25 protein-coding genes and 1 pseudogene are annotated in these 20,084 nt (G+C 45.6%); 18 read left to right on the top strand and 8 right to left on the bottom strand.

Features of this window, described 5'->3' with window-relative positions; all coding sequences use genetic code 11:
• The first annotated feature begins 2 nt into the window (after nucleotides 1-2).
• Nucleotides 3-1,751 carry a phosphoenolpyruvate--protein phosphotransferase gene (ptsP, locus tag BQ1619_RS07750; RefSeq protein WP_114663262.1) on the top strand — a complete coding sequence of 583 codons (1,749 nt, stop codon included), beginning with the start codon at nucleotides 3-5 and terminating at the stop codon, nucleotides 1,749-1,751.
• Between the two features lie 7 nt (nucleotides 1,752-1,758).
• Here the strand turns inward: ptsP and BQ1619_RS07745 are convergent, their stop codons facing one another.
• From BQ1619_RS07745 to gpmA, 3 genes are read right to left on the bottom strand one after another with little or no spacing between them, the layout of a single operon-like run.
• Complete coding sequence (locus BQ1619_RS07745) at nucleotides 1,759-2,511, bottom strand: HesA/MoeB/ThiF family protein (protein WP_114663261.1); 753 nt, start codon at nucleotides 2,509-2,511, stop codon at nucleotides 1,759-1,761.
• A 14-nt stretch (nucleotides 2,512-2,525) separates the two neighbouring features.
• Complete coding sequence (locus tag BQ1619_RS07740; RefSeq protein ID WP_114663260.1) at nucleotides 2,526-3,959, bottom strand: S41 family peptidase; 1,434 nt, start codon at nucleotides 3,957-3,959, stop codon at nucleotides 2,526-2,528.
• A gap of 6 nt (nucleotides 3,960-3,965) precedes the next feature.
• The gene (gene gpmA, locus BQ1619_RS07735; protein WP_114663259.1) at nucleotides 3,966-4,655 is read right to left on the bottom strand and encodes a 2,3-diphosphoglycerate-dependent phosphoglycerate mutase; all 690 of its coding nucleotides are present in this window, start codon (nucleotides 4,653-4,655) and stop codon (nucleotides 3,966-3,968) included.
• A 22-nt stretch (nucleotides 4,656-4,677) separates the two neighbouring features.
• Here gpmA and BQ1619_RS07730 point away from each other — a divergent pair, with 22 nt between their 5' ends.
• The 4 genes and pseudogenes from BQ1619_RS07730 (at nucleotide 4,678) to BQ1619_RS07715 (ending at nucleotide 6,943) form a co-directional block, all read left to right on the top strand.
• A complete protein-coding gene (locus BQ1619_RS07730; RefSeq protein ID WP_114663258.1) occupies nucleotides 4,678-5,091 on the top strand; it encodes a rhodanese-like domain-containing protein in 414 nt (137 codons plus the stop codon).
• A gap of 4 nt (nucleotides 5,092-5,095) precedes the next feature.
• A pseudogene (gene grxC / locus BQ1619_RS07725) lies at nucleotides 5,096-5,348 on the top strand (glutaredoxin 3).
• Between the two features lie 27 nt (nucleotides 5,349-5,375).
• Nucleotides 5,376-5,897: a protein-export chaperone SecB gene (gene secB, locus BQ1619_RS07720; protein ID WP_114663257.1), complete on the top strand. Its 522-nt coding sequence runs from the start codon at nucleotides 5,376-5,378 to the stop codon at nucleotides 5,895-5,897.
• Nucleotides 5,898-5,920: 23 nt separating this feature from the next.
• Nucleotides 5,921-6,943, top strand: coding sequence for an NAD(P)H-dependent glycerol-3-phosphate dehydrogenase (locus tag BQ1619_RS07715; RefSeq protein WP_114663256.1), 1,023 nt, complete (start codon nucleotides 5,921-5,923; stop codon nucleotides 6,941-6,943).
• Nucleotides 6,944-6,957: 14 nt separating this feature from the next.
• Here BQ1619_RS07715 and trmL read toward each other — a convergent pair whose 3' ends face one another.
• Both trmL and BQ1619_RS10085 read right to left on the bottom strand, forming a co-directional pair.
• Nucleotides 6,958-7,428 (bottom strand): tRNA (uridine(34)/cytosine(34)/5-carboxymethylaminomethyluridine(34)-2'-O)-methyltransferase TrmL, encoded by a 471-nt coding sequence (gene trmL / locus BQ1619_RS07710; protein ID WP_114663253.1) that lies wholly within the window; start codon nucleotides 7,426-7,428, stop codon nucleotides 6,958-6,960.
• 37 nt (nucleotides 7,429-7,465) lie between these two features.
• Nucleotides 7,466-7,849, bottom strand: a complete 384-nt coding sequence (locus BQ1619_RS10085; protein ID WP_231968597.1) for a ComF family protein — start codon at nucleotides 7,847-7,849, stop codon at nucleotides 7,466-7,468.
• Between the two features lie 39 nt (nucleotides 7,850-7,888).
• Between BQ1619_RS10085 and BQ1619_RS10080 the strand changes: the two genes are divergently transcribed.
• The 8 genes from BQ1619_RS10080 (at nucleotide 7,889) to BQ1619_RS07675 (ending at nucleotide 13,808) form a co-directional block, all read left to right on the top strand.
• A complete protein-coding gene (locus tag BQ1619_RS10080; protein WP_231968596.1) occupies nucleotides 7,889-8,128 on the top strand; it encodes a hypothetical protein in 240 nt (79 codons plus the stop codon).
• A 104-nt stretch (nucleotides 8,129-8,232) separates the two neighbouring features.
• Nucleotides 8,233-9,021, top strand: a complete 789-nt coding sequence (locus tag BQ1619_RS07700; protein WP_231968595.1) for a class I SAM-dependent methyltransferase — start codon at nucleotides 8,233-8,235, stop codon at nucleotides 9,019-9,021.
• A 192-nt stretch (nucleotides 9,022-9,213) separates the two neighbouring features.
• Nucleotides 9,214-10,368 (top strand): cytochrome c oxidase subunit II, encoded by a 1,155-nt coding sequence (gene coxB, locus BQ1619_RS07695; protein ID WP_114663251.1) that lies wholly within the window; start codon nucleotides 9,214-9,216, stop codon nucleotides 10,366-10,368.
• A gap of 42 nt (nucleotides 10,369-10,410) precedes the next feature.
• Complete coding sequence (ctaD, locus tag BQ1619_RS07690) at nucleotides 10,411-12,018, top strand: cytochrome c oxidase subunit I (RefSeq protein ID WP_114663249.1); 1,608 nt, start codon at nucleotides 10,411-10,413, stop codon at nucleotides 12,016-12,018.
• Between the two features lie 41 nt (nucleotides 12,019-12,059).
• Nucleotides 12,060-12,134: a cytochrome oxidase small assembly protein gene (locus tag BQ1619_RS10075; protein ID WP_231968654.1), complete on the top strand. Its 75-nt coding sequence runs from the start codon at nucleotides 12,060-12,062 to the stop codon at nucleotides 12,132-12,134.
• A 14-nt stretch (nucleotides 12,135-12,148) separates the two neighbouring features.
• The gene (locus BQ1619_RS07685) at nucleotides 12,149-12,733 is read left to right on the top strand and encodes a cytochrome c oxidase assembly protein (protein WP_114663247.1); all 585 of its coding nucleotides are present in this window, start codon (nucleotides 12,149-12,151) and stop codon (nucleotides 12,731-12,733) included.
• Nucleotides 12,730-12,924 carry a DUF2970 domain-containing protein gene (locus BQ1619_RS07680; RefSeq protein WP_197711913.1) on the top strand — a complete coding sequence of 65 codons (195 nt, stop codon included), beginning with the start codon at nucleotides 12,730-12,732 and terminating at the stop codon, nucleotides 12,922-12,924. Before BQ1619_RS07685 ends, BQ1619_RS07680 begins: the two co-directional genes overlap by 4 nt.
• 29 nt (nucleotides 12,925-12,953) lie before the next feature.
• Nucleotides 12,954-13,808 carry a cytochrome c oxidase subunit 3 gene (locus tag BQ1619_RS07675; protein WP_114663244.1) on the top strand — a complete coding sequence of 285 codons (855 nt, stop codon included), beginning with the start codon at nucleotides 12,954-12,956 and terminating at the stop codon, nucleotides 13,806-13,808.
• A 65-nt stretch (nucleotides 13,809-13,873) separates the two neighbouring features.
• On the opposite strand, the gene BQ1619_RS07670 is transcribed toward BQ1619_RS07675, so the two are convergent.
• Entirely contained in the window at nucleotides 13,874-14,086 is a 213-nt protein-coding gene (locus BQ1619_RS07670) for a twin transmembrane helix small protein (protein ID WP_114663581.1), read from the bottom strand.
• 14 nt (nucleotides 14,087-14,100) lie between these two features.
• On the opposite strand from BQ1619_RS07670, the gene BQ1619_RS07665 reads away from it, so the two are divergent.
• From BQ1619_RS07665 to BQ1619_RS07645, 5 genes are read left to right on the top strand one after another with little or no spacing between them, the layout of a single operon-like run.
• Nucleotides 14,101-14,916, top strand: a complete 816-nt coding sequence (locus tag BQ1619_RS07665; protein WP_231968594.1) for an SURF1 family protein — start codon at nucleotides 14,101-14,103, stop codon at nucleotides 14,914-14,916.
• Nucleotides 14,892-15,551: a hypothetical protein gene (locus BQ1619_RS07660; protein WP_114663243.1), complete on the top strand. Its 660-nt coding sequence runs from the start codon at nucleotides 14,892-14,894 to the stop codon at nucleotides 15,549-15,551. The genes BQ1619_RS07665 and BQ1619_RS07660 overlap by 25 nt, the downstream gene beginning before the upstream one ends.
• Nucleotides 15,551-16,654: a COX15/CtaA family protein gene (locus tag BQ1619_RS07655; RefSeq protein WP_114663242.1), complete on the top strand. Its 1,104-nt coding sequence runs from the start codon at nucleotides 15,551-15,553 to the stop codon at nucleotides 16,652-16,654. The genes BQ1619_RS07660 and BQ1619_RS07655 overlap by 1 nt, the downstream gene beginning before the upstream one ends.
• Nucleotides 16,651-17,544 (top strand): heme o synthase, encoded by an 894-nt coding sequence (gene cyoE, locus BQ1619_RS07650; protein WP_114663241.1) that lies wholly within the window; start codon nucleotides 16,651-16,653, stop codon nucleotides 17,542-17,544. The genes BQ1619_RS07655 and cyoE overlap by 4 nt, the downstream gene beginning before the upstream one ends.
• Nucleotide 17,545: 1 nt before the next feature.
• Nucleotides 17,546-18,178 (top strand): SCO family protein, encoded by a 633-nt coding sequence (locus BQ1619_RS07645; RefSeq protein WP_114663240.1) that lies wholly within the window; start codon nucleotides 17,546-17,548, stop codon nucleotides 18,176-18,178.
• On the opposite strand, the gene rpoH is transcribed toward BQ1619_RS07645, so the two are convergent.
• Complete coding sequence (rpoH, locus tag BQ1619_RS07640; RefSeq protein ID WP_114663239.1) at nucleotides 18,138-19,067, bottom strand: RNA polymerase sigma factor RpoH; 930 nt, start codon at nucleotides 19,065-19,067, stop codon at nucleotides 18,138-18,140. The two genes, BQ1619_RS07645 and rpoH, sit on opposite strands and share 41 nt — an antisense overlap.
• A 95-nt stretch (nucleotides 19,068-19,162) precedes the next feature.
• A complete protein-coding gene (gene ftsY, locus BQ1619_RS07635) occupies nucleotides 19,163-20,053 on the bottom strand; it encodes a signal recognition particle-docking protein FtsY (protein ID WP_114663238.1) in 891 nt (296 codons plus the stop codon).
• Nucleotides 20,054-20,084: the final 31 nt, after the last annotated feature.

The raw sequence follows: 20,084 nt of genomic DNA, 5'->3' as shown, positions 1-20,084 counted from the left end.
GTATGACGTTTGCGCTGCATGGAATTCCAGTATCAAAAGGCATTGCTATCGGCAAGGCTGTACTGATTTCGCGCGCAGCTCTCGAAGTAAGTCACCATCTTGTTGAGCCCGGAAAAGAAGAGGCGGAAGCACAAAAACTATTAGAGGCGTTTAATCACGTTCGCCTTGAACTGGATCAATTGCGTATGGGTTTGCCCAAAGATGCCCCACAAGAAATGAGTGCGTTTTTGGATGTTCACGGAATGATATTGGCTGACCCAGCTCTGGCTGAAAAGCCAATTAAGCTCATTCGCACACAGAGGCTGAATGCTGCCTGGGCTTTAACTACAGAACTTAATGATCTTTTAGAGCAGTTTGCTGAGATTGAGGATCCCTACTTAAAAGAACGTGCGAACGATATTCGGCAAGTTGCAGAGCGTGTCATTAAGGCCCTTAACCTTCGAAGAGAAGAAATAGGCGGTTCAGATTTTCTACCCCCAAGTGATATTGGGGTGAAATCGATTATTGTGGCGCACGATATTGCGCCACATGACATGTTGGGTTTTAAAGAACATGCCTTCACTGGATTTGTTACGGATCTTGGCGGTAAAGCTTCGCACACGGCCATTGTTGCGCGAAGCATGGAAATACCTGCTGTTGTAGGCGTGCGTCATGCTAGTGAAATGATTCGCCATGGAGATTGGCTTATTCTCGATGGCGAACGTGGCATTGTGGTGGTTGCGCCGGATGAGCAACTTTTGGCAGAGTATCGCAAGCTACAAACACAAGTCGCTAAAAAGGCTCGTAAGTTACAACAGTTAAAGCATGCCAAAACAGAAACGTTGGATCGAGTCGATATTGAACTTTTTGCCAATATCGAATTGCCTGAAGATGCGATACAGGCAGTAAAGCTCGGGGCTGTTGGGGTGGGGTTATTCCGCTCCGAATTTTTGTTTATGAATCGTAAACAAGCTCTTGCGGATGAAGAGCAACAATATCAAGAATACCGTCGCGTAGTTGATTTAATGCATGGACTGCCTGTCAACATTCGCACGATTGACGTTGGCGCTGATAAAGCCTTAGGTGCTGGTGGCGATGTATCGCAAACTGGCACGTCTCCATTGGGTTTGCGGGCGATTCGCTGGTCTCTCACAGAGCCTGAAATATTTCTGACGCAATTGCGCGCTATTTTGCGCGCCTCTGCTCATGGTCAAGCACGCATCATGATTCCGATGCTGGCTCATGCCAAGGAAATTGATGAAACATTTCGTTTGATTGAAAAAGCAAAGCAGCAGTTATCCCATCGCGGTCAATCATTTAACCAGAATATTCAGGTGGGTGCAATGATCGAAATTCCAGCTGCTGCACTCGTTCTGCCTTTATTCATCAACCGGTTTGATTTCCTATCCATTGGCACAAATGATTTAATTCAGTACGCACTTGCAATCGATCGTGCAGATCATGCCGTTGCCCACTTGTATGATCCGTTTCATCCTGCGATTTTGAATTTACTTGCCAGCATTATTGATCAAGCAAAACGTGCCAACGTTCCCGTTGCGGTTTGTGGTGAGATGGCAGGTGATCCTGCATTAACAAAATTATTATTAGCTATGGGTCTCACAGACTTTTCGATGCACTTTAGTCAACTGTTGTTGGTCAAGCGGGAGATCCTACAGGCTAACGTCGGTATTTTAAAAGCGCGCTTCCCCAGAGTGTTGAAGGCTTATGAGCCAGAGGCTCAAGCTAAAGCCTTAGAGCGCCTGCTGGCGTAATACTCTCTTAGTGCTCTGTCCCGCAGATGGGGCAGTCAGAGTTGCGCGCAATCTGAATTTGATCAATCTGTGTAGTACGAGCATTCCAAAGCAACATTCTCCCAATGAGTGGCTCTCCAAACCCAATTAATACCTGTAATGCTTGGCCTGCTTGAATAGTGCCAATAATTCCAACGAGAGGAGAAAAGATTCCCATGCTTGCACAGCTGACTTCTTCAAAAGTTTCATCCGGTGAAAAGATGCAGGCATAGCAAGGGGAGTTGCGATTGCGAGGATCAAATACGGATACTTGTCCGTCAAAGCGAAGGGCAGAGCCTGAGACCAATGGTTTTTGATGGTTCACACAACTAGCATTGATGGGTTGGCGTGTCTGAAAATTATCAGTGCAATCTAAAACAATATCGACTCTATGGCGTATCTCATCCAACAAGAATTCGTCAGCTTTTGCTTGAATAGCTTCAACCTGAATTCCAGGATTTAGTTGTTGCAAAAATTGTTTTCCGGAGGCGACTTTGCTTTTACCAATAGTGAGCTCGGTATGCATGATTTGGCGTTGCAAATTGGTTAATTCAACATCATCGTGATCTAGCAAAGTGATATGCCCAACTCCGGCAGCAGCCAGGTAGGGGGCGACAGCGCTTCCTAGTCCTCCAGCCCCAACCACTAGGGCGTGTGCATTTAATAATCTTTTTTGCCCAGCAACATCGATATCCTCAAGCAATAAATGACTGGAATAACGAAGTAACTGGGCACCATTCATTTTACGGTTGAAGACTACTCAAGCTTGGATGAAGAGCGCTTCACGGGTTGACCATTAATAAAGGCAACCGCTTGGGCAAGCATAAAGTCGTCAGCGCTACCAAGTTCAGGCGGCTTTTTATTCTTTTCTTTCTCTTTTTCCTCGGGAGTTTTCTTCGCGTTCTTCTCTTCAATGCGTTGTAACTCTTCAAGTCTACGTTGTTCGCGTTCTTTAATTAATTTATCTTCGGCAGACTGTTTATTACGTAGATGCTTTTCGCTATCAATCTCGCGGGTAATCAAAACATCAGCCGGATCACCATCTTTATTTTGGTCTACCGGAATATCTGGCATAATGCCATATGCCTGAATCGATTTGCCGCTAGGAGTGTAGTAGTAAGCAGTTGTAATTTTCAAGGCGGAGTCATTTGTTAATGGGCGAACGGTTTGAGCGGAGCCCTTGCCAAAAGTCGTTTTACCGATAATGGTTGCGCGCTTGTAATCTTGTAAGGCCCCCGCAACAATTTCAGATGCTGAGGCAGAGTAAGCATTCACTAAAACCACCATTGGTAATTTTTTGTACATCTCGGGAACGCCCGCCAGGGGATCTCCGGGTTCACTCAGGCGATACATGGCAGGGGTTGCATTAAATACTTGCTTGGAGTCAGGCGCTTGCCCATTGGTTGAAACAATCACTGCATCAGCCGGCAGGAATGCGGCCGCTACCCCAACCGCGCCTTGAAGTAAGCCGCCACCGTTATTACGCAGATCCAAAATAATCCCCTTCATTTTGGGATCTTGATTGGCGAGGTCGATTAATTTCTTTGCTAAATCTGGAATCGTGCGCTCTTGAAAACTTGTGATGCGAACCCAAGCAATATCGTTATCCAAGATCTTCGCTTTAACAGATTGGACTTTGATCTCTGCTCGGGTAATGGTTGCTGGAAAACTACGTTCTTCGCTTTTGCGATAGACCGTCAAAGTAATTTTTGTACCGGGGGTTCCGCGCATCGTGCGCACTGCTTTATCTAGGGACATGCCCCGCACCGGTTTATCATCAAGACGCGTAATTAAATCACCAGCCTGGAGACCAGCACGTGCAGCAGGACTGTCCTCAATAGGGTTTAATACCTTTACTACGCCATCTTCAGAAGTGATTTCAATACCCAGGCCTGGAAATTTTCCAGAGGTCTGTTCTTGCATTTCAGCAAAATCTTTTTTGTCCAAAAAGGTGGAGTGTGGGTCAAGACTGCTGACCATTCCCTTGACTGCATCGGTTAAGAGTTGCTTATCCTCAATCGGCTCTACATACTCACGCTTGATTTGAGCAAATACATTGGAAAGAGTGCGTAGCTCATCCAAGGGTAATTGCGAGCCTTGTTGGGCAGTAGCCGAGAGCTGAATCGTGGCGGCTACCCCAGCAATTAAGCCTACGGAAATAAGAGCAAAGTTCTTCAGAAATTGGCGCATATAGATTTAGTCTAAATAGAAATGTTGTATTGGTTTGAGGTTATCGTCTAACTCATAAACCAACGGAACGCCATTAGGAACATTGACTTCCATGATAGCTTCATCGGACATTTGGTCTAAATACTTAACCAAAGAGCGAATACTATTGCCATGAGCTACTAACAAAATGCGTTTGTTGGCTTTTAGTGCTGGTGCAATCGATTCATTCCAAAGTGGCAGAATACGCTCGACATTGTCCTTAAGGCATTCTCCAAGCGGAATGTCGGATGGATTTAATTTAGAGTAACGACTGTCATTCTTAGGGTTCCGTTCATCGTCCTTTTCTAGCAAGGGTGGGCGTACATCGTATGAGCGACGCCAAATGTGCACCTGTTCATCCCCGTATTTCGCAGCAGTTTCTGCCTTATTGAGACCGGTCAGTGCCCCGTAGTGTCGTTCATTAAGACGCCAACTGTGTACCACTGGAATCCACATCAGATCCATAGTGTCTTGAACATGCCACAGCGTACGTATGGCGCGCCTTAAAACAGAGGTGTATGCAATATCAAATTCATACCCTGCATTTTTCAGGTTTGCACCTGCAGCTAGGGCCTGTTCGGTGCCCTTTGGGGTTAAGTCAACGTCCGTCCAGCCAGTGAAGCGGTTTTCAAGGTTCCAGGCGGATTCGCCATGACGAATAAGGACAAGTTGTTTCATAGAGCCATTCTATAATCTGGTGATGAACTTTCTCACGCAAACTGATAATTTAGCGCTTATTGCCTTATTACTTGTTTCAGGCGCAGCGCTCTTCCTGCCCACATTATCCTCGTTAATTAGCGGAAAAGGCCTGTCTCCAACAGAGGCCACTATTTGGATAAACCGCCGCAAGGCGCATGTGCTGGATTTGCGTTCAGAAGAGGCATTCAAAATAGGCCATTTGCCAGGGGCAAAACTGGCCGATGTTGCCAAAATCGAAGCCGCCATTGAGGCTTTGAAATTAGATCGTAAGCGCCCATTAGTTTTGGTATGCGATACAGGCGCGCACTCTCGTAAGGCGCTCGCGCAAGTCCAAAAACTAGGGTTTGTTGAGGTCGGCGTTCTTGAAGGTGGTGTGCAAGCCTGGAAAACATCAGCATTACCACTAGTAAAGTAACGATATGCCGCAAGTAATTATGTACATACACAGGTTTGTCCATACTGCGTTATGGCCGAAAAGCTATTGCTAAAGAAGGGTGTTAGTAATTTAAAAAAATCTTGATTGATCGTGATCCATCACGACATGAAATCATGATGACGCGCACTGGTCGTCGTACCGTTCCACAAATTTACATTGGTGAAACACATGTTGGCGGTTATGATGATTTAGTTGCTTTAGATCGTGCTGGAAATCTTGATCCTTTGTTGGCTTGATAGAAATAAACTGAAAGAAAGTTTGCAATGACAGAACAATCTTCCGTGTCTAACGCGAATACTGAATCAAAAGATCCTTCATTTCGTATTCAGCGCATTTATTTAAAGGACTTATCTTTAGAGCAACCAAATTCGCCAGAAATATTCTTGGTGGTCGCAGAACCCCAAGTGCAAGTTGAAGTTGATATTGTTGTTAAGCGCGTTAGCGACGAGCTTTTTGAGGTGGTATTGAGCTCAACAGTGACTGCTCGTGTTGAGGGCAAAGCGCTATTTTTAGTAGAGACTAATCAGGCTGGTATTTTTGAATTCCAAAATATTCCTGCTGAGCAAGTCGATCCGATGTTGGGCATTACTTGCCCAACTATTTTGTATCCATACTTACGATCAAATATTGCTGATGTGATCAGCCGTGCTGGTTTCCAGCCAATCCATTTAAATGAAATTAATTTCCATGGAATGTATGAGCATCGCTTGATGCAAGCGCAGCAGACAGCAAACGAGAGCGCTGGCGATAGCGCTGCAAAAAGCAAAATCATCCTTCCCAATTAAGGATTGAATCTAGGTCATAAATTATGAAAGTGACATTGCTCGGTGCGGGCGCTTGGGGAACCGCAATGGCCTTACAAGCCGCTCGTCAGCTAAGAGCTGAAGATGTATGTTTATGGTCTCGTAGCGCAGAGCAACTGCATTCAATTGCAAAATCCGGCGAGAATCAAGTCTACCTTCCTGGAATTGCTCTGCCAAAAAATCTTCTCTTAGAGAGTGATTTTGCTGCCGCCATTAAACGCCTTGGTCCAGAAGATCTTTTAGTAATTGCAACTCCAATGTCGGGGCTATCAGAAACCATTGAGCGCGTTTTAAAGGTTGCAAATCAATCACTGAACATTATCTGGCTATGCAAAGGTTTAGAGCCCATTACTGCCCTTTTGCCACATCAGGTGGGGGCACGTCAGGATCAGCTTCATAACCATGGGTTGAAACACGCTTACGGCGCTCTTTCTGGCCCTAGTTTTGCTCATGAAGTGGGTGCTGGAATGCCGTGCGCACTAACAGTCGCTAGCTCATCGGAGTCACTCTGCAAAATTGTGCAAAGTGTTTTTCATTATGGAAATATGCGAGTGTATTCTTCGAATGACCTAGTTGGTGTTGAGTTGGGTGGAGCGGTAAAAAATGTTTTGGCGATTGCTGCTGGTATTGGCGATGGCTTAGATCTTGGTTTAAATGCACGCGCTGCAGTATTGACCCGTGGCTTAGCTGAAATGATGCGCTTGGTAAAAGCCGCTGGAGGAAAATCGGAGACCTGCACGGGTTTGACGGGAGTGGGCGATTTGATTTTGACTGCTACCGGAAATCTCTCTCGCAATCGTCGAGTAGGTCTGGAGTTGGCGTCGGGTAAATCATTAAATGAAATCCTAGCTGGTTTGGGTCATGTGGCGGAGGGTGTCTTATGTGCCTCCGCAGTAGGTGATCTTGCAAGGCGTTTGAATGTTGAGATGCCAATCACCAATATGATGGGAGATGTTCTCGCTGGCAAACTTTCTTCTCACGAGGCTGTAAAAAGACTGATGGGTCGCGATCCAAAAATCGAAACTTAACTACCCCCTTAGTTTCACTCACCGCCTGCAAAACCATTTTGGCGCCAAGCTTCATACACCACAATCGCTACGGTATTCGATAAGTTCAGGCTTCGACTGCTATCTTGCATGGCAAGCCGCATTTGATTTTGAGTGGGAATCGAGTTCCGTGCTTCATCTGTAATTCCTTTTGTCTCAGAGCCAAAGATGAAATAGTCATTTAGTGTGTAGCTTCCTTCATGAAATTTTCCGACGCCCTCTGTTGTCAGTACAAAAAGGTGCTGAGGGTCTGGGCGTTCATTAGCCAAGAATTCCATCCAGTTAGCGTGAACTTTGATGCTGGCAAATTCATGATAGTCAAGACCGGCGCGCCTTAACTTAGCATCCTCCATTGGAAAACCTAAAGGCTCAATCAGATGAAGTCTAGCGCCGGTATTGGCGCACAACCGAATAATATTCCCGGTATTAGGCGGTATTTCGGGTTCGAATAAAACAATATTAAACATGTTGCATTTTCTAAATGTTAATCAATAATAGGGCTAATCATACGGGTCTGGTAGTTCTAAGCAATACCCAATTAACCACACGCAGTACTTCTATACTTTTTAGGGTTCTTGCAATTTCATTTAGTGTGGCACCGCTTGTCATCACATCATCAAAAACAATGATAGTTTTGCCCATCAAGCGCTCTTGAAATTTAGAGTCAATATAAAACAGCCCATGAACAGCATCCTGTCGAGCAAGTGGTAACTTTTTGGCTTGATCGTTTGCGCGGTGGTGCCGTCTTAGAGCATACGGAAGCTTTTGGAGGCCATCATGACAACGAATTTTTCTCGCAATTTCCCAGCTTTGATTAAACCCTCTGCTGAGTAACTTTTGATTACTTAAGGGAACGGGCAATATAAATGCGGGGGAATGCCGATTCATTTGCATCCATTGAATATGATTCCTTGCTTTTGCAAGACCATGCGCGACGGCAATCCGATTTTGATATTTGAGCTGATGCAATGCTTCACGCAAAATTCCATCATATCGATCAAGACAGTGGGTCTCATCAAACAATGGCGAATGCACTATGCAATTTGTGCATTGTTGATCATGTACCTCATTTTGTTTAAGTGGAACGCCGCATTGGTTGCAGCATTCATAATGCTTGAGACTCGTGGTCTCAAGCGTTTGAAGACGGGATTGACAAATGGATTCTGATTGAACGGATTGACAGGCAATGCAGGCGCTTGGCAGGACCCGAGAGCCAATCGATTTAAGAATATGTTCTAAAAATTGCATGGGGCGCTGAGTATACTGAACCAATGACCCAGCCGATCAGATGGTTACAAGACGAAATCGCAGACCGCATGCTGCAAAAACTCGATATCGTTAAATTGGATGTCAGAGATATTTTGGCCATTCCAGATTTTCATGGAAAGCATTTTTCTACGTTTGCCAAACGCTTCCCTCGCGCAATAATTCACAGCATTGCCGAGGAGGGTGTTTCAAATTTTCAAATTCGGCTCAATAAATTTTGGGCGAATTGGCGTGCATTATTTCGCTGTAGTAGAGCGGGCCCTCTTGCCGCTTATCGTTCATCGGGAAAAATAAACCTTCCCGACAATTCTGTGGATTTGGTATTTAGCGATCTTTTATTACAAGATTTAGCAGATCCAAAACTCTTTCTACAAGAGTGTCGCCGCGTATTGCGTGAGGGCGGGCTGATTGTGTTTAGTTATTTAGGTCCTGATACTGGAAAAGAATTGCGACCTTTGCAAGACGCTTCATTTCAGTTGAAAAACCTAGTAAGTTCTTGGGATATGCACGACATGGGTGATGCACTAATGGGTGAGCGGTTTTCAGGCCCTGTCATGGACATGGAGTACCTCACGTTAGATTACGAAAAGCCAGAGCTTTTGTTGACCGATCTCGAGGCTCTAAAACTGACCCCCCCATCATCGATGAAGGGGGCAGAAAATGCAGTTTTGCCGCAAAAAATTACCCTAGAGGTGGTTTACGGGCATGCCTGGGCCATTGGTAAGAACCTTGCAAAAGCCCAAGACAACATTGCTTATATCGATCTAAATCAAATTGGCCGCAAGACTAGGTAATATTCTGCTTAAGTGTAAGTGCTTACTATCATTTAAACCTTGACCAAGATTGGCTGGAGGTGGGTTATCCCTGTTTGTTGTCGAACTTAATTAACCCTATAATCACGGCTGGAAGTATTGACTTGAGACTGCATTTTGGGCATTTTGTAGCGTTTTTTGCTGCTGTGCTCACGACAATCAACAGAGAATAAGATGAATTTATTTGGAAAGTTCGCTAGGGCAACGCTCTTTTTTGTAGCAGCATTCGGCACTGCTTTTGCTTACGCAGTTGAAAACATGCCTGGCGGCCCAGCCGTAAACCAGCTTAATTTCCCGACCCCTGCCACCAAAATCATGCAAGAAATTCATTGGTTGCATTGGATGATGTTGGCGATCTGTGCGCTTATTTTCATCGGTGTATTCGGCGTCATGTTTTATTCGATCCTGAAACATCGCAAATCTTTAGGTCATAAGTCAGCATCTTTTCATGAGAGCACTACGGTTGAAATCATTTGGACAGTAATTCCGCTGCTCATCGTGATCGGTATGGCATTACCAGCAACAAAAACCGTTGTTGCTATGAAAGACACCACAAATTCTGACATCACAATTAAGACCACTGGCTATCAGTGGAAGTGGGGTTACGACTACATTAAAGGTGAGGGCGAAGGCATAAGCTTTTTGTCTACTTTGTCTACTTCACGAGAAACCATTAACAACCTCGCCCCTAAGTCAAATACCTACTTGATGGAAGTGGACAACGAAATGGTTGTGCCAGTTGGCAAGAAAATTCGTTTGATTACCACTGCAAATGACGTAATCCACGCGTGGACGATTCCAGCATTCGGCGTAAAACAAGATGCGATTCCGGGTTTTGTGCGCGACACCTGGTTCAGAGCTGAAACCATCGGCACATCCCGCGGTCAGTGTTCAGAGCTTTGTGGCGCAGAGCACGCTTTTATGCCAATCGTGGTTAAGGTCGTTTCGCAAGATGACTACACCGCATGGGTTGCTCAGAAGAAAAAAGAGATGGGCGCTGGTGGCGATGATCCACCTAAGGTTTACTCATTGGATGAGCAAAAAGAGCGCGGTGCAAAAGTATATGCAGCAAACTGTGCAGCTTGCCATCAGTCAAATGGCAAAGGCGCGGGCGCATTCCCAGCGCTGGATGGTAGTAATGTGGTATTAGGTCCTAAAGCTGGTCAATACAGCATCCTGATTAACGGTAAGGGCGCAATGCCGAAATGGGCTGGCGTGATTTCTGATGGCGATATTGCTGCAGTAATGACTTTCACACGTAATGCATGGGGTAATAAAACGGGCGAAGTGATTCAGACCCAGGACATTATTGCTGCACGTGGCAATTAATTTAGATTAACGAATACAGATAAAACAAAACCGGAGTAATTTATGAGCACAGTCTCTACTACCCACGATCACGCACACGATGATCACACGCCACATGGTTGGCGTCGTTGGTTGTTTGCAACCAATCACAAAGATATTGGAACAATGTATTTGATCTTCTCGTTTGTCAGTTTGTTGGCTGGCGGTGTGATGGCTTTGGGAATTCGTTTGGAATTGTTCCAGCCTGGTTTGCAATTCTTGCGTCCAGAGTTTTTCAATCAGCTAACCACGATGCACGGTCTCGTGATGGTGTTCGGTGCGATCATGCCGGCTTTCGTTGGTTTCGCAAACTGGATGGTGCCGTTGCAAATTGGCGCATCCGATATGGCGTTTGCGCGTATGAATAACTTTAGCTTCTGGATTCTTCCAGTGGCTGCAACCTTGTTATTGAGCTCCTTCTTAGTTCTTGGCGGCGCTCCTGCGGGCGGTTGGACTATCTATGCACCGTTGACCTCCCAAATGGGTCCTGGCATGGACATGGCGATTTTCTCGCTCCACTTACTAGGTGCCTCCTCCATTATGGGGTCGATCAACATCATCGTCACCATTTTGAATATGCGTGCTCCTGGCATGACATTGATGAAGATGCCAATGTTCTGTTGGACTTGGTTGATTACTGCCTATTTGTTGATTGCTGTGATGCCGGTATTGGCAGGCGCCATTACGATGGTCTTGACTGACCGTCATTTTGGCACCTCTTTCTTCTCAGCCGTTGGTGGTGGTGACCCAATTATGTTCCAGCACATTTTCTGGTTCTTTGGGCACCCAGAGGTTTACATCATGATTCTTCCTGCATTCGGAATCATTAGTGAAATCGTGCCAGCGTTCTCCAGAAAAACATTGTTTGGCTACAGCTCGATGGTGTATGCGACCGCATCGATCGCGATCTTGTCATTCATCGTTTGGGCTCACCACATGTTTGCAACAGGTATGCCAGTTACTGGCCAATTGTTCTTCATGTATGCAACGATGTTGATTGCTGTTCCAACTGGTGTGAAGATTTTCAACTGGGTTGCAACGATGTGGAAAGGGTCAATGACTTTTGAAACCCCGATGTTGTGGTCAATCGGATTTATCTTCGTGTTCACAATGGGTGGCTTTACAGGCTTGATTTGCGCAATGGCACCGATTGATATTGGTATTCAAGACACGTATTACGTAGTGGCTCACTTCCACTATGTATTGGTTGCGGGCTCATTGTTCGCCATGTTTGCCGGTTTCTACTACTGGTGTCCAAAATGGACTGGATATATGGCTAGCGAGACTCGCGGCAAGATCCACTTCTGGGCTTCCATGATTTTCTTTAATATCACTTTCTTTCCAATGCATTTCTTGGGCTTAGCTGGTATGCCACGTCGTTATGCTGACTACCCAACTCAGTTTGCTGACTTCAACATGATTGCTTCAATCGGCGCCTTGGGTTTTGGTTTGGCTCAGGTCTACTTTTTGCTCTTCGTTGTATTGCCCGCCTCTCGTGGCCAAGGTGAAAAAGCGACGATGAAGCCATGGGATGGCGCAAAAGGCTTAGAGTGGACTGTATCTTCTCCAGCGCCCCACCATACTTTTGAGACTCCACCTAACGCTGAGCAAATGCGTGAAGCAGGGATCTAATGCTTTAAGTAAACAAACCCCATCCTGCGATTGTTCGCAGGATGGGGTTTGTTTTGCTGAGTATTGTGCTGACTTTCTTTATTGGTATTGTGATTAAACGGAGCTTATTGGGCTAACACCTGAGATTGCAATGGTTGCTACACAGTCACTGAATCGTCAAATTCTGATCAAGCTCTTAATTGCGGCAGTGATGATGTTTGGCTTTGGATATGCATTAGTCCCCATGTACAAAGCCCTTTGCGAAGTGACTGGTATTAATGTTGTCACCAATAAGAATGATTATGGAATCAGAGCATTTAGTCCTAACAAAGTTGGCAATACTCAAGTTAACTATGCTCGTACCGTCACCATTGAGTTTGATTCAAATAGCCGAGGCCCATTTACTTCTAAGCCAGTAAAAAATTTTTTGGAAGTGCATCCCGGAGAAATGACTGAGATTGTTTATGAAGTAACCAATAATCAGAATCGCCCTATTAGAGCTCAAGCGATCCCAAGTTATGCGCCTAAAAGTGCGACAGAGTTTTTTACTAAATTAGAGTGCTTTTGTTTCCAAGAGCAAACATTAGCAGCAAAAGAAACAAAGAAGATGCCAGTCCTTTTTGTGATTGATGCTGGATTGCCGGATGATGTGAAAACCATCACCCTGTCCTACACCTTTTTTGAGTTGGGCCTGGGCGGTACGCCACCAGCACCTAAGCCAAGGCTGGCATCATGAAGAAAAAAAGTACGTTTATGCAGTCTATGAAAGCCGTTCTATGGGGTTTTTTGGGAGTGCGTAAGCAGGCAGGTTTGCAGGAAGATGTAGCGTCATTAAGTTTTGTGCACATTATCATTGCGGGAGTGGTTGGAGCCTTGATTTTTATGGCCGTCCTGCTGTTGATCGTGAAAGCAGTTGTATCCCATTGATTATTTTTTGATTGAACAGAGAGAATACGATGTCATCTAATTCAACCCCACACTATTTTGTCCCTGGACTGTCTAGACACCCGGTCATGGCTGCTATTGGCCTGATTGGCTTTGGCTTTGGCATTTCTGGATGGGTGAATCATGCTTCTTGGGGAGGACCACTAACCTTGGCGGGAGTTGCATTCATTCTCTACGTTCTGTACAACTGGTTTGGCGATACGATTAATGAGTCCAATACTGGTAAGAATGGCGTTAACGTTGACATCTCCTATCGTTGGTCGATGGCATGGTTCATCTTCTCTGAAATCATGTTCTTTGGCGCGCTTTTTGCTGCGTTGTTCTATGCACGTAATATCGCAATGCCTTGGATAGGTGAAGTTGAAAGTAAATTAATTTGGCCTAATTTCCAGGCGGTTTGGCCAAATGATGGTCCTGCTGGATTGGTCGAGAAATTCACCACTATGGGTCCATGGCCAATTCCAACAGTTAACACTTTATTGTTGTTAAGTTCTGGTGTGACCATCACTATTGCACACCATGTTTTAGTAGAAAACCACATCAAGAAAGCCATTAATTTCTTGGCCGCAACAGTCCTGTTGGGTGCGATCTTTTTGGGCTTTCAGGTGTATGAGTACTACCATGCATATTATGAATTGAACTTGAAGCTGACTTCAGGTATCTACGGCTCCACTTTTTTCATGTTGACCGGCTTCCACGGCTTCCACGTATTCCTTGGCGGCACCATGCTGGCGATTGTTTTGCGTCGTATGATTCGCGGCGACTTTACCGCTAACCACCACTTTGCTTTTGAGGGTGCCGCTTGGTATTGGCACTTTGTAGACGTAGTTTGGCTGGGTTTATATATCGCGGTTTATTGGATGTAATGAGAATAAAAAATCGGGGCTTAATGCCCCGATTTGTTTCTGGTAGTGCCGACTAGGTTAAAAGATTAGTTTGTGCCCACCTTGATGCCGGTGGCTTCGATTAAGCCAAAATAATGCGCCAGAAGGATTCCTAGAAATAGCAAAACCGATAGGCCAATGCGCAACATGAGGGAGTGAACCATTCTGGCGCTGTTACCTCTGTCCTTCATCATGTAATACAGTGCTGAGCCCAAGCTAGCAACGATCATTAGTAGGACAATGGGGATGATCCGCTTCATCATAATTCCTTATCTTGAAACCTTTGAATAGTCTTTTTAGCGCCTTAATAAAAAAGCGCATAGTAGCTACTGTATCAGCCTTGGCAGTGATTGCGCTTGAGTGTGCTGCAGGTATTTGGCAGTTAAATAGAGCAAACACGAAAATTACTCAGGCAGCCAATTTAGTGGCCAGACAGCAAATGCCTATCTTGAATGCCAATGCGCAGATTTGGACTCTTGAGGAGGCTACTCAGCGCCGCATGATCGCTCGGGGCCAGTACATTTCCGAGGCTGCAATTTGGTTGGACAATAGGCCAAAGCCGATTTTGGTTGGCGGAGTTAACACTTCGCAATCCGGTTTTTATTTGATGGTGCCCCTGCGTTTGGAGCATCGTGACGAGATTCTTTGGGTAAATCGCGGCTGGGCGCCCAGAAACAATGGCAATCGTGAAGCCTTACCTCCCGTGAAAACGCCCTCAGGTGTTGTTAATGTTGAGGGCATTGTTTTCTCGAATCCTGGTAGGGTTTATGAGTTGGGCGATGGCAAGCCGTCTGGCGATTTAACTAAGCCAAGAATTGAGCAAAATTTTCAATTAGAGATAGAGGGTCGTCTGCGAGGCTGGAATCAGACCCCATTTATCCTCCGAGAGGAAGATGCTGGTGTTGAAGATGGTCTTTTAAGAGCATGGTCTCCTCTGACTACTGGAGTCGATCGCCATTATGCTTATGCTTTTCAGTGGTTTGCTTTGGCCTTTTGTGGATTTATATTTTGGTTGACTACAGGTGTTCGGCAATATTGGCGTCGAGGCGCTGTTAATGAGGTCTCGTGCATCCTGATAAAGAGTTATTAATTCCGGCTTCTCAAGCAGATTCCTCAGCAATCAATGCACGAACTCGGCGCGGCCGAATCCAAATGCTATTGCTTTTGTTGGTTTGTGCGAGCCCTGTGATTGCTTCTTACTTTACCTACTATATGATCAAGCCTGAAGGCGGTAAGACGAGCTTTGGCACATTGGTTTATCCCGCTCAAGAATTTAACAATGCTTGGTTGAGTGTGCCATTGCAAGGTAAGTGGACTTTACTTGTGGCCCGTCCAGCCGGTGAGTGTTCGATCAAAGACGAAAAATGCATTGAAGCTTTATTCCTAATGCGTCAAACCCGAGTTGCAATGGGCAGGGAAAGTAAGCGTGTTCAGTTGGTATGGGTGAACACGGACGGTAAATCAGCGGATCCAGAGGTTTTGAAGGCATATGATGAGCAGGCTGCGGGCTTAATAATTGTTGCACCACCTACAGACCCGAAGTTAAAAGTGGAATTTGATGCTTGGCTGAATAAAGAGGGTGCTGGTAACGATATTCAGCTAGTTGATCCCAGTCCAGCAAAAATGATGGTGTTTCCCGTGACGAATTCACCCAAAGAGTTTTCAAGCCTAAAGAAAGATGTAGAGAAGCTCTTGAAACTGAATCACAAGGGCGAGAATTTGTAATGCCCAATTTAGTTTTATTTCTAGAACTTGCAGCGATTGCAATCCTTTTTGCGGGTTTGCCATTGCTGTATCTTTGGACTAGACCAGGTTACAACTTCTTTCAAAAACTCAATTGGGTCTTGGTGTTTATGACCTTTGATTTAATTGTGTTTGGTGCCTTTACGCGTTTAACAGACTCCGGTTTAGGTTGTCCAGATTGGCCCGGTTGTTATGGAGCGTCTAATCCATTACGTGCCATAACTGAAATTCAGCAAGCAGAAAGTGCTTTGCCTACGGGCCCAGTCACAGTCATGAAGGCTTGGATTGAAATGATTCATCGGTATTTGGCGATGATTGTAGGTGCATTGATATTGGTCCAGGTGGCCTTGGCATGGAGCAAAGTGAAGAGTCTTGGGAAAGGACCTTTTCTGGGAAGTTTGGGTTTACTGATATTGGTATGTCTTCAAGGGGCCTTTGGCGCCTGGACAGTAACACTAAAATTGCAACCCATTATTGTCACCCTCCATTTGATGCTTGCCCTTGTATTGTTTGCGGGTTTGACTGCGTATGCACAGCAAGAATGGGAGCCAAAAATTGCTGCAGTACGCACCTTAAAAGTTAGGCCATTGTCTAGTGCTTGGTTGTTGATAGCCTTTATCGTGTTAACTATTCAAATTTTCTTGGGGGCTTGGGTAAGCACCAATTACGCAGTACTGGCCTGTCCAGATTTTCCAACGTGTTTAGGAGCTGCTTGGCCTGAAACAAATTGGACAGAAGGCTTTGCGCTTTGGCGTGAGCTGGGTTTAAATGCTCAAGGCAAGTTTATTTCCCCGGTTGCGCTGCAGACTATTCATTGGGTGCATCGCGTATTCGCAATGATGGTGTTGTTGATTTTTTCAATACTGGGTTGGAGGACATTACAGCTATCGACCCAGGCGACACCAGGTTTGAGGCGCTTTGCTAGACTGCTATTTAGCCTGTTGGCTCTACAAATTCTGACGGGAATTTCGAATGTCATTTTTCAGTGGCCATTGGTGGCGGCGTTGCTTCATACTGCAGGCTCAGCAGCTTTGGTATTCTGCTTGGTCAGAATGAGCCATTGGGCATCCTGGAAGTCATTATGAGCACACCAAATATTCCTTCACCTGCTGCAATGCCCCGCTGGCGCCAATACTGGGTATTAACAAAGCCACGGGTAACGCAGCTCGCTGTTTTTTGTGCAGTCATTGGAATGTTTTTGGCTGCACCAGGTATGGTTCCGTATTCCGTTCTGATTGGCGGTATCGTTGGTATTTGGTTATTGGCGGGGGCGGCATTTGCTGTCAATTGTTTAATTGAGCAAGCGGTCGATGCCAAAATGAAGCGCACTTCTTGGCGCCCATCGGCAACGGGTGAGGTCACCCAATTTCATATTATTGTTTTCTCGATCATTCTGGGCTCGATTGGAATGATCGTTCTTTGGAATTTTTGTAACCCGCTCACTATGTGGCTAACACTTGCCACCTTTGTAGGGTATGCCGTGATTTATACCTGGCTGCTAAAGCCCGCTACTCCGCAAAATATAGTGATTGGCGGCTTATCGGGTGCAATGCCTCCAGCCTTAGGTTGGGCAGCAGTCACCAATACCCTCTCGGCCGAAGCTTGGCTTTTGGTTTTAATTATTTTTGTTTGGACACCACCCCATTTTTGGGCATTGGCTCTATACCATCGCGATGATTATGTGCAATCTGGTTTACCCATGTTGCCTGTTACGCATGGCGAACGTTTTACATTGCTCAATATTGTGCTCTATACCTTCATTCTGATAGCCGCGACCTTGCTACCGTATATTTATGGCATGAGTGGTTTTGTATATCTAGTTTCAGCCATCATCCTAGGGATAATCTTTTTGGCTTATGCCATAGCCCTATTTATTTCCTACAGCGATAATTTAGCCAAGAAAACGTTTCGCTTTTCCATTACGTATTTATCGTTGTTGTTCGCAGCCTTACTGATAGATCACTACTTCCTTTGATATGAAGACCACCCTATTTCGTAATATTTGTATTGCTCTCTTGCTTATATTCTTGAGTGCTTGTAGTCCAAAGCCTGAGTTTAAAAACGTCGATATCACTGGCAGTACCGCTTTTGGCAAGGACTTTGGTTTGATCGATCCTGATGGGAAAGTCAGAACATTGGCCGACTTTAAGGGAAAAGTAGTGGTAATGTTTTTTGGGTATACGCAGTGCCCCGATATTTGTCCAACAACATTGACGGAAATGCAGCAAGTAATGACTTTGTTGGGGCCGCAGTCAGACAAGGTTCAGGTGTTGTTTGTGACGGTCGACCCAGAGCGTGACACCGCCGCTATTTTGAAACAATATGTGCCATCTTTCGATGCACGATTTCTGGGGCTACGCCCAGCAGATGAGGCGGCTTTAGAAAAGGTTGCGAAAGATTTCAAGATTTATTACAAAAGGGTGCCTGGCACCACCCCAGGTTCTTACACAATGGATCACACTGCAGGAAGTTACGCGTTTGATCCTGAGGGGCGCTTGCGTTTGTATATCAAGCATGCACAAGGTCCTGAGACCTTGGCGCATGACTTGAAAGAGCTTCTAAAAGTTCTTAGGCAGCTTCAGTTTGAAGTAAGCCACGCATCTTTTTGAGTGCGGCCGTTTCAATTTGACGGACACGCTCGGCAGAGATGCCATATTCAGCAGCAAGATCGTGCAAGGTTTTTGTACCGTTGCCATCAGCATCCATTGCTAGCCAGCGTGACTGCACGATATTCCGACTACGCTTATCCAGAGCCATCAGCGCTTGATCGAGCTTGGGGCCATGTAATGCTTCCACTTCCGCATTGGCAATGCGCTCAGTAGGCTCTTGGCTGTTATCCGCCAGCCATTGAATTGGCGCATATGAGGCCTCATTATCACTATCATCGCCTTCAAGCGCAACATCACCACCAGCAAAACGCATTTCCATTTCTTTAACTTCGGACCCTTTGACATCTAGGGCTTTGGCTAATGCGTCTACTTCACTGGGTGAAAGCGCACTCAGTGTTGGCTTATTGCTGCGTAGATTGAAGAACAATTTACGTTGAGCCTTGGTTGTAGCCATCTTCACAAGGCGCCAATTCTTGAGTATGTACTCATGGATTTCAGCTTTAATCCAATGAATTGCATAAGAGACTAGACGGGCGCCATTACTTGGGTCATAGCGCTTGACCGCTTTCATTAATCCAACATTACCCTCTTGAATTAAGTCGGCGTGAGGAATGCCGTAGCCAAGGTATTGACGTGCAACGGAAACAACTAAGCGCAAGTGTGAGAGCACTAATGTTTTAGCAGTCTCCACATTTTCAGTGCGACGAAATTCCTGCGCAAGATGTAACTCTTCTGCAGCACTGAGCATCGGTACGCGATTAATGTACGCAATGTAAGAATCGAGTGTGCCAACCCCAAGGGATGGCAGCATTGGAAATGCAGACGCCGCCGCAGCCTGCGCTACAGGCAGCCTTTGCAAATTCGGTTTGTCAGATTTCTTTTGAACCATTTTTATTTATGTAAATAAGAGGTGTTAATGGAAGACTATTTTAGCACTCTTGTCAAGAAAGTGCTAATGCCTATTTTGTTCTATAACTTATTGAATCAATTGAATAATTCGGCTGAATATTGTCCCGCCGTAAAGGGGGCTAAATCATCAATCCCTTCACCTTTGCCTAAAGCCAGTACAGCCGGTTTTGGCCCATCTTGAAGGGTATGAGCTAAGGCACAGATAACGCCGCCTTTGGCGGTGCCATCGAGCTTGGTAACGATGATTCCCGTAAGACCTAGGGCTGTATGAAAAGCCTTTACCTGACTTAAGCCATTTTGGCCGGTGTTGCCATCGAGGACCAAGAGGGTATGGTGAGGAGCTCCAGGAAGCGCCCTACCAATCACTCGCTTCACTTTTTTTAGTTCTTCCATTAGGTGGCCCTGGGTGGCAAGCCGTCCAGCAGTGTCAATAATCAAAATATCTGTCTTGCGAGAAATAGCTGAATGAATAGCATCGTGCGCAACAGCCGCTGCATCACCACCCCCTTGGGTAATAACATCTACCCGATTGCGTCCGCCCCACTCTTGTAGCTGATTGCGAGCTGCTGCTCTGAATGTATCGCCGGCTGCGAGCAGTACTGATTTGCCTTGAGCTTGAAACAGTCGGCAAAGCTTGCCAATCGTTGTTGTTTTACCTGCGCCATTCACGCCAACGACCAGCCAAACCTCTGGGAGGCTGTCCTTGAGCCTTATAAATAAGGGGTTAGGAGTCGGCTCGAGAACTTTCAATAAAGAGCCGACCTCTTGTATGAGCAAAGCTTGCAACCCTTCTGGCGTCGAGGCTTTTTCAGTCTTTGCTGCTTTTCGCAATTTGCTAATTAATTGCTCTGTCGTGGGCAATCCAACGTCGCTTTGAATCAGCGATTTCTCTAAAGAATCAAACCAAGCTTCATCCGTCTTGCTGGATTTGAATAGAGAGCCGAGGGTTTTACGTAATCCAAACATAATCGATATAATTTAATCTTTGCATCTTATC

It is taken from the genome of Polynucleobacter necessarius, assembly GCF_900095195.1.
In the GTDB taxonomy this organism is placed as follows: Bacteria; Pseudomonadota; Gammaproteobacteria; order Burkholderiales; family Burkholderiaceae; genus Polynucleobacter; species Polynucleobacter necessarius_G.
The sequence above is the reverse complement of the archived record's forward strand: the minus strand, read 5'-3'. Positions and strand labels throughout refer to the sequence as shown.

What these genes read in the sequence shown, in the direction of transcription:
- BQ1619_RS07680 (WP_197711913.1), top strand. Translation starts at nt 12,730, where the DNA reads ATGAAGAAAAAAAGTACGTTTATGCAGTCTATGAAAGCCGTTCTATGG.
- secB (WP_114663257.1), top strand. Translation starts at nt 5,376, where the DNA reads ATGACAGAACAATCTTCCGTGTCTAACGCGAATACTGAATCAAAAGAT.
- gpmA (WP_114663259.1), bottom strand. Translation starts at nt 4,655, where the DNA reads ATGAAACAACTTGTCCTTATTCGTCATGGCGAATCCGCCTGGAACCTT.
- ctaD (WP_114663249.1), top strand. Translation starts at nt 10,411, where the DNA reads ATGAGCACAGTCTCTACTACCCACGATCACGCACACGATGATCACACG.
- BQ1619_RS07730 (WP_114663258.1), top strand. Translation starts at nt 4,678, where the DNA reads ATGAACTTTCTCACGCAAACTGATAATTTAGCGCTTATTGCCTTATTA.
- cyoE (WP_114663241.1), top strand. Translation starts at nt 16,651, where the DNA reads ATGAGCACACCAAATATTCCTTCACCTGCTGCAATGCCCCGCTGGCGC.
- ftsY (WP_114663238.1), bottom strand. Translation starts at nt 20,053, where the DNA reads ATGTTTGGATTACGTAAAACCCTCGGCTCTCTATTCAAATCCAGCAAG.
- BQ1619_RS07745 (WP_114663261.1), bottom strand. Translation starts at nt 2,511, where the DNA reads ATGAATGGTGCCCAGTTACTTCGTTATTCCAGTCATTTATTGCTTGAG.
- rpoH (WP_114663239.1), bottom strand. Translation starts at nt 19,067, where the DNA reads ATGGTTCAAAAGAAATCTGACAAACCGAATTTGCAAAGGCTGCCTGTA.
- ptsP (WP_114663262.1), top strand. Translation starts at nt 3, where the DNA reads ATGACGTTTGCGCTGCATGGAATTCCAGTATCAAAAGGCATTGCTATC.
- BQ1619_RS07685 (WP_114663247.1), top strand. Translation starts at nt 12,149, where the DNA reads ATGGTTGCTACACAGTCACTGAATCGTCAAATTCTGATCAAGCTCTTA.
- trmL (WP_114663253.1), bottom strand. Translation starts at nt 7,428, where the DNA reads ATGTTTAATATTGTTTTATTCGAACCCGAAATACCGCCTAATACCGGG.
- BQ1619_RS07655 (WP_114663242.1), top strand. Translation starts at nt 15,551, where the DNA reads ATGCCCAATTTAGTTTTATTTCTAGAACTTGCAGCGATTGCAATCCTT.
- coxB (WP_114663251.1), top strand. Translation starts at nt 9,214, where the DNA reads ATGAATTTATTTGGAAAGTTCGCTAGGGCAACGCTCTTTTTTGTAGCA.
- BQ1619_RS07700 (WP_231968595.1), top strand. Translation starts at nt 8,233, where the DNA reads ATGACCCAGCCGATCAGATGGTTACAAGACGAAATCGCAGACCGCATG.
- BQ1619_RS07645 (WP_114663240.1), top strand. Translation starts at nt 17,546, where the DNA reads ATGAAGACCACCCTATTTCGTAATATTTGTATTGCTCTCTTGCTTATA.
- BQ1619_RS07715 (WP_114663256.1), top strand. Translation starts at nt 5,921, where the DNA reads ATGAAAGTGACATTGCTCGGTGCGGGCGCTTGGGGAACCGCAATGGCC.
- BQ1619_RS07675 (WP_114663244.1), top strand. Translation starts at nt 12,954, where the DNA reads ATGTCATCTAATTCAACCCCACACTATTTTGTCCCTGGACTGTCTAGA.
- BQ1619_RS10080 (WP_231968596.1), top strand. Translation starts at nt 7,889, where the DNA reads ATGCGCGACGGCAATCCGATTTTGATATTTGAGCTGATGCAATGCTTC.
- BQ1619_RS07740 (WP_114663260.1), bottom strand. Translation starts at nt 3,959, where the DNA reads ATGCGCCAATTTCTGAAGAACTTTGCTCTTATTTCCGTAGGCTTAATT.
- BQ1619_RS07670 (WP_114663581.1), bottom strand. Translation starts at nt 14,086, where the DNA reads ATGAAGCGGATCATCCCCATTGTCCTACTAATGATCGTTGCTAGCTTG.
- BQ1619_RS10085 (WP_231968597.1), bottom strand. Translation starts at nt 7,849, where the DNA reads ATGAATCGGCATTCCCCCGCATTTATATTGCCCGTTCCCTTAAGTAAT.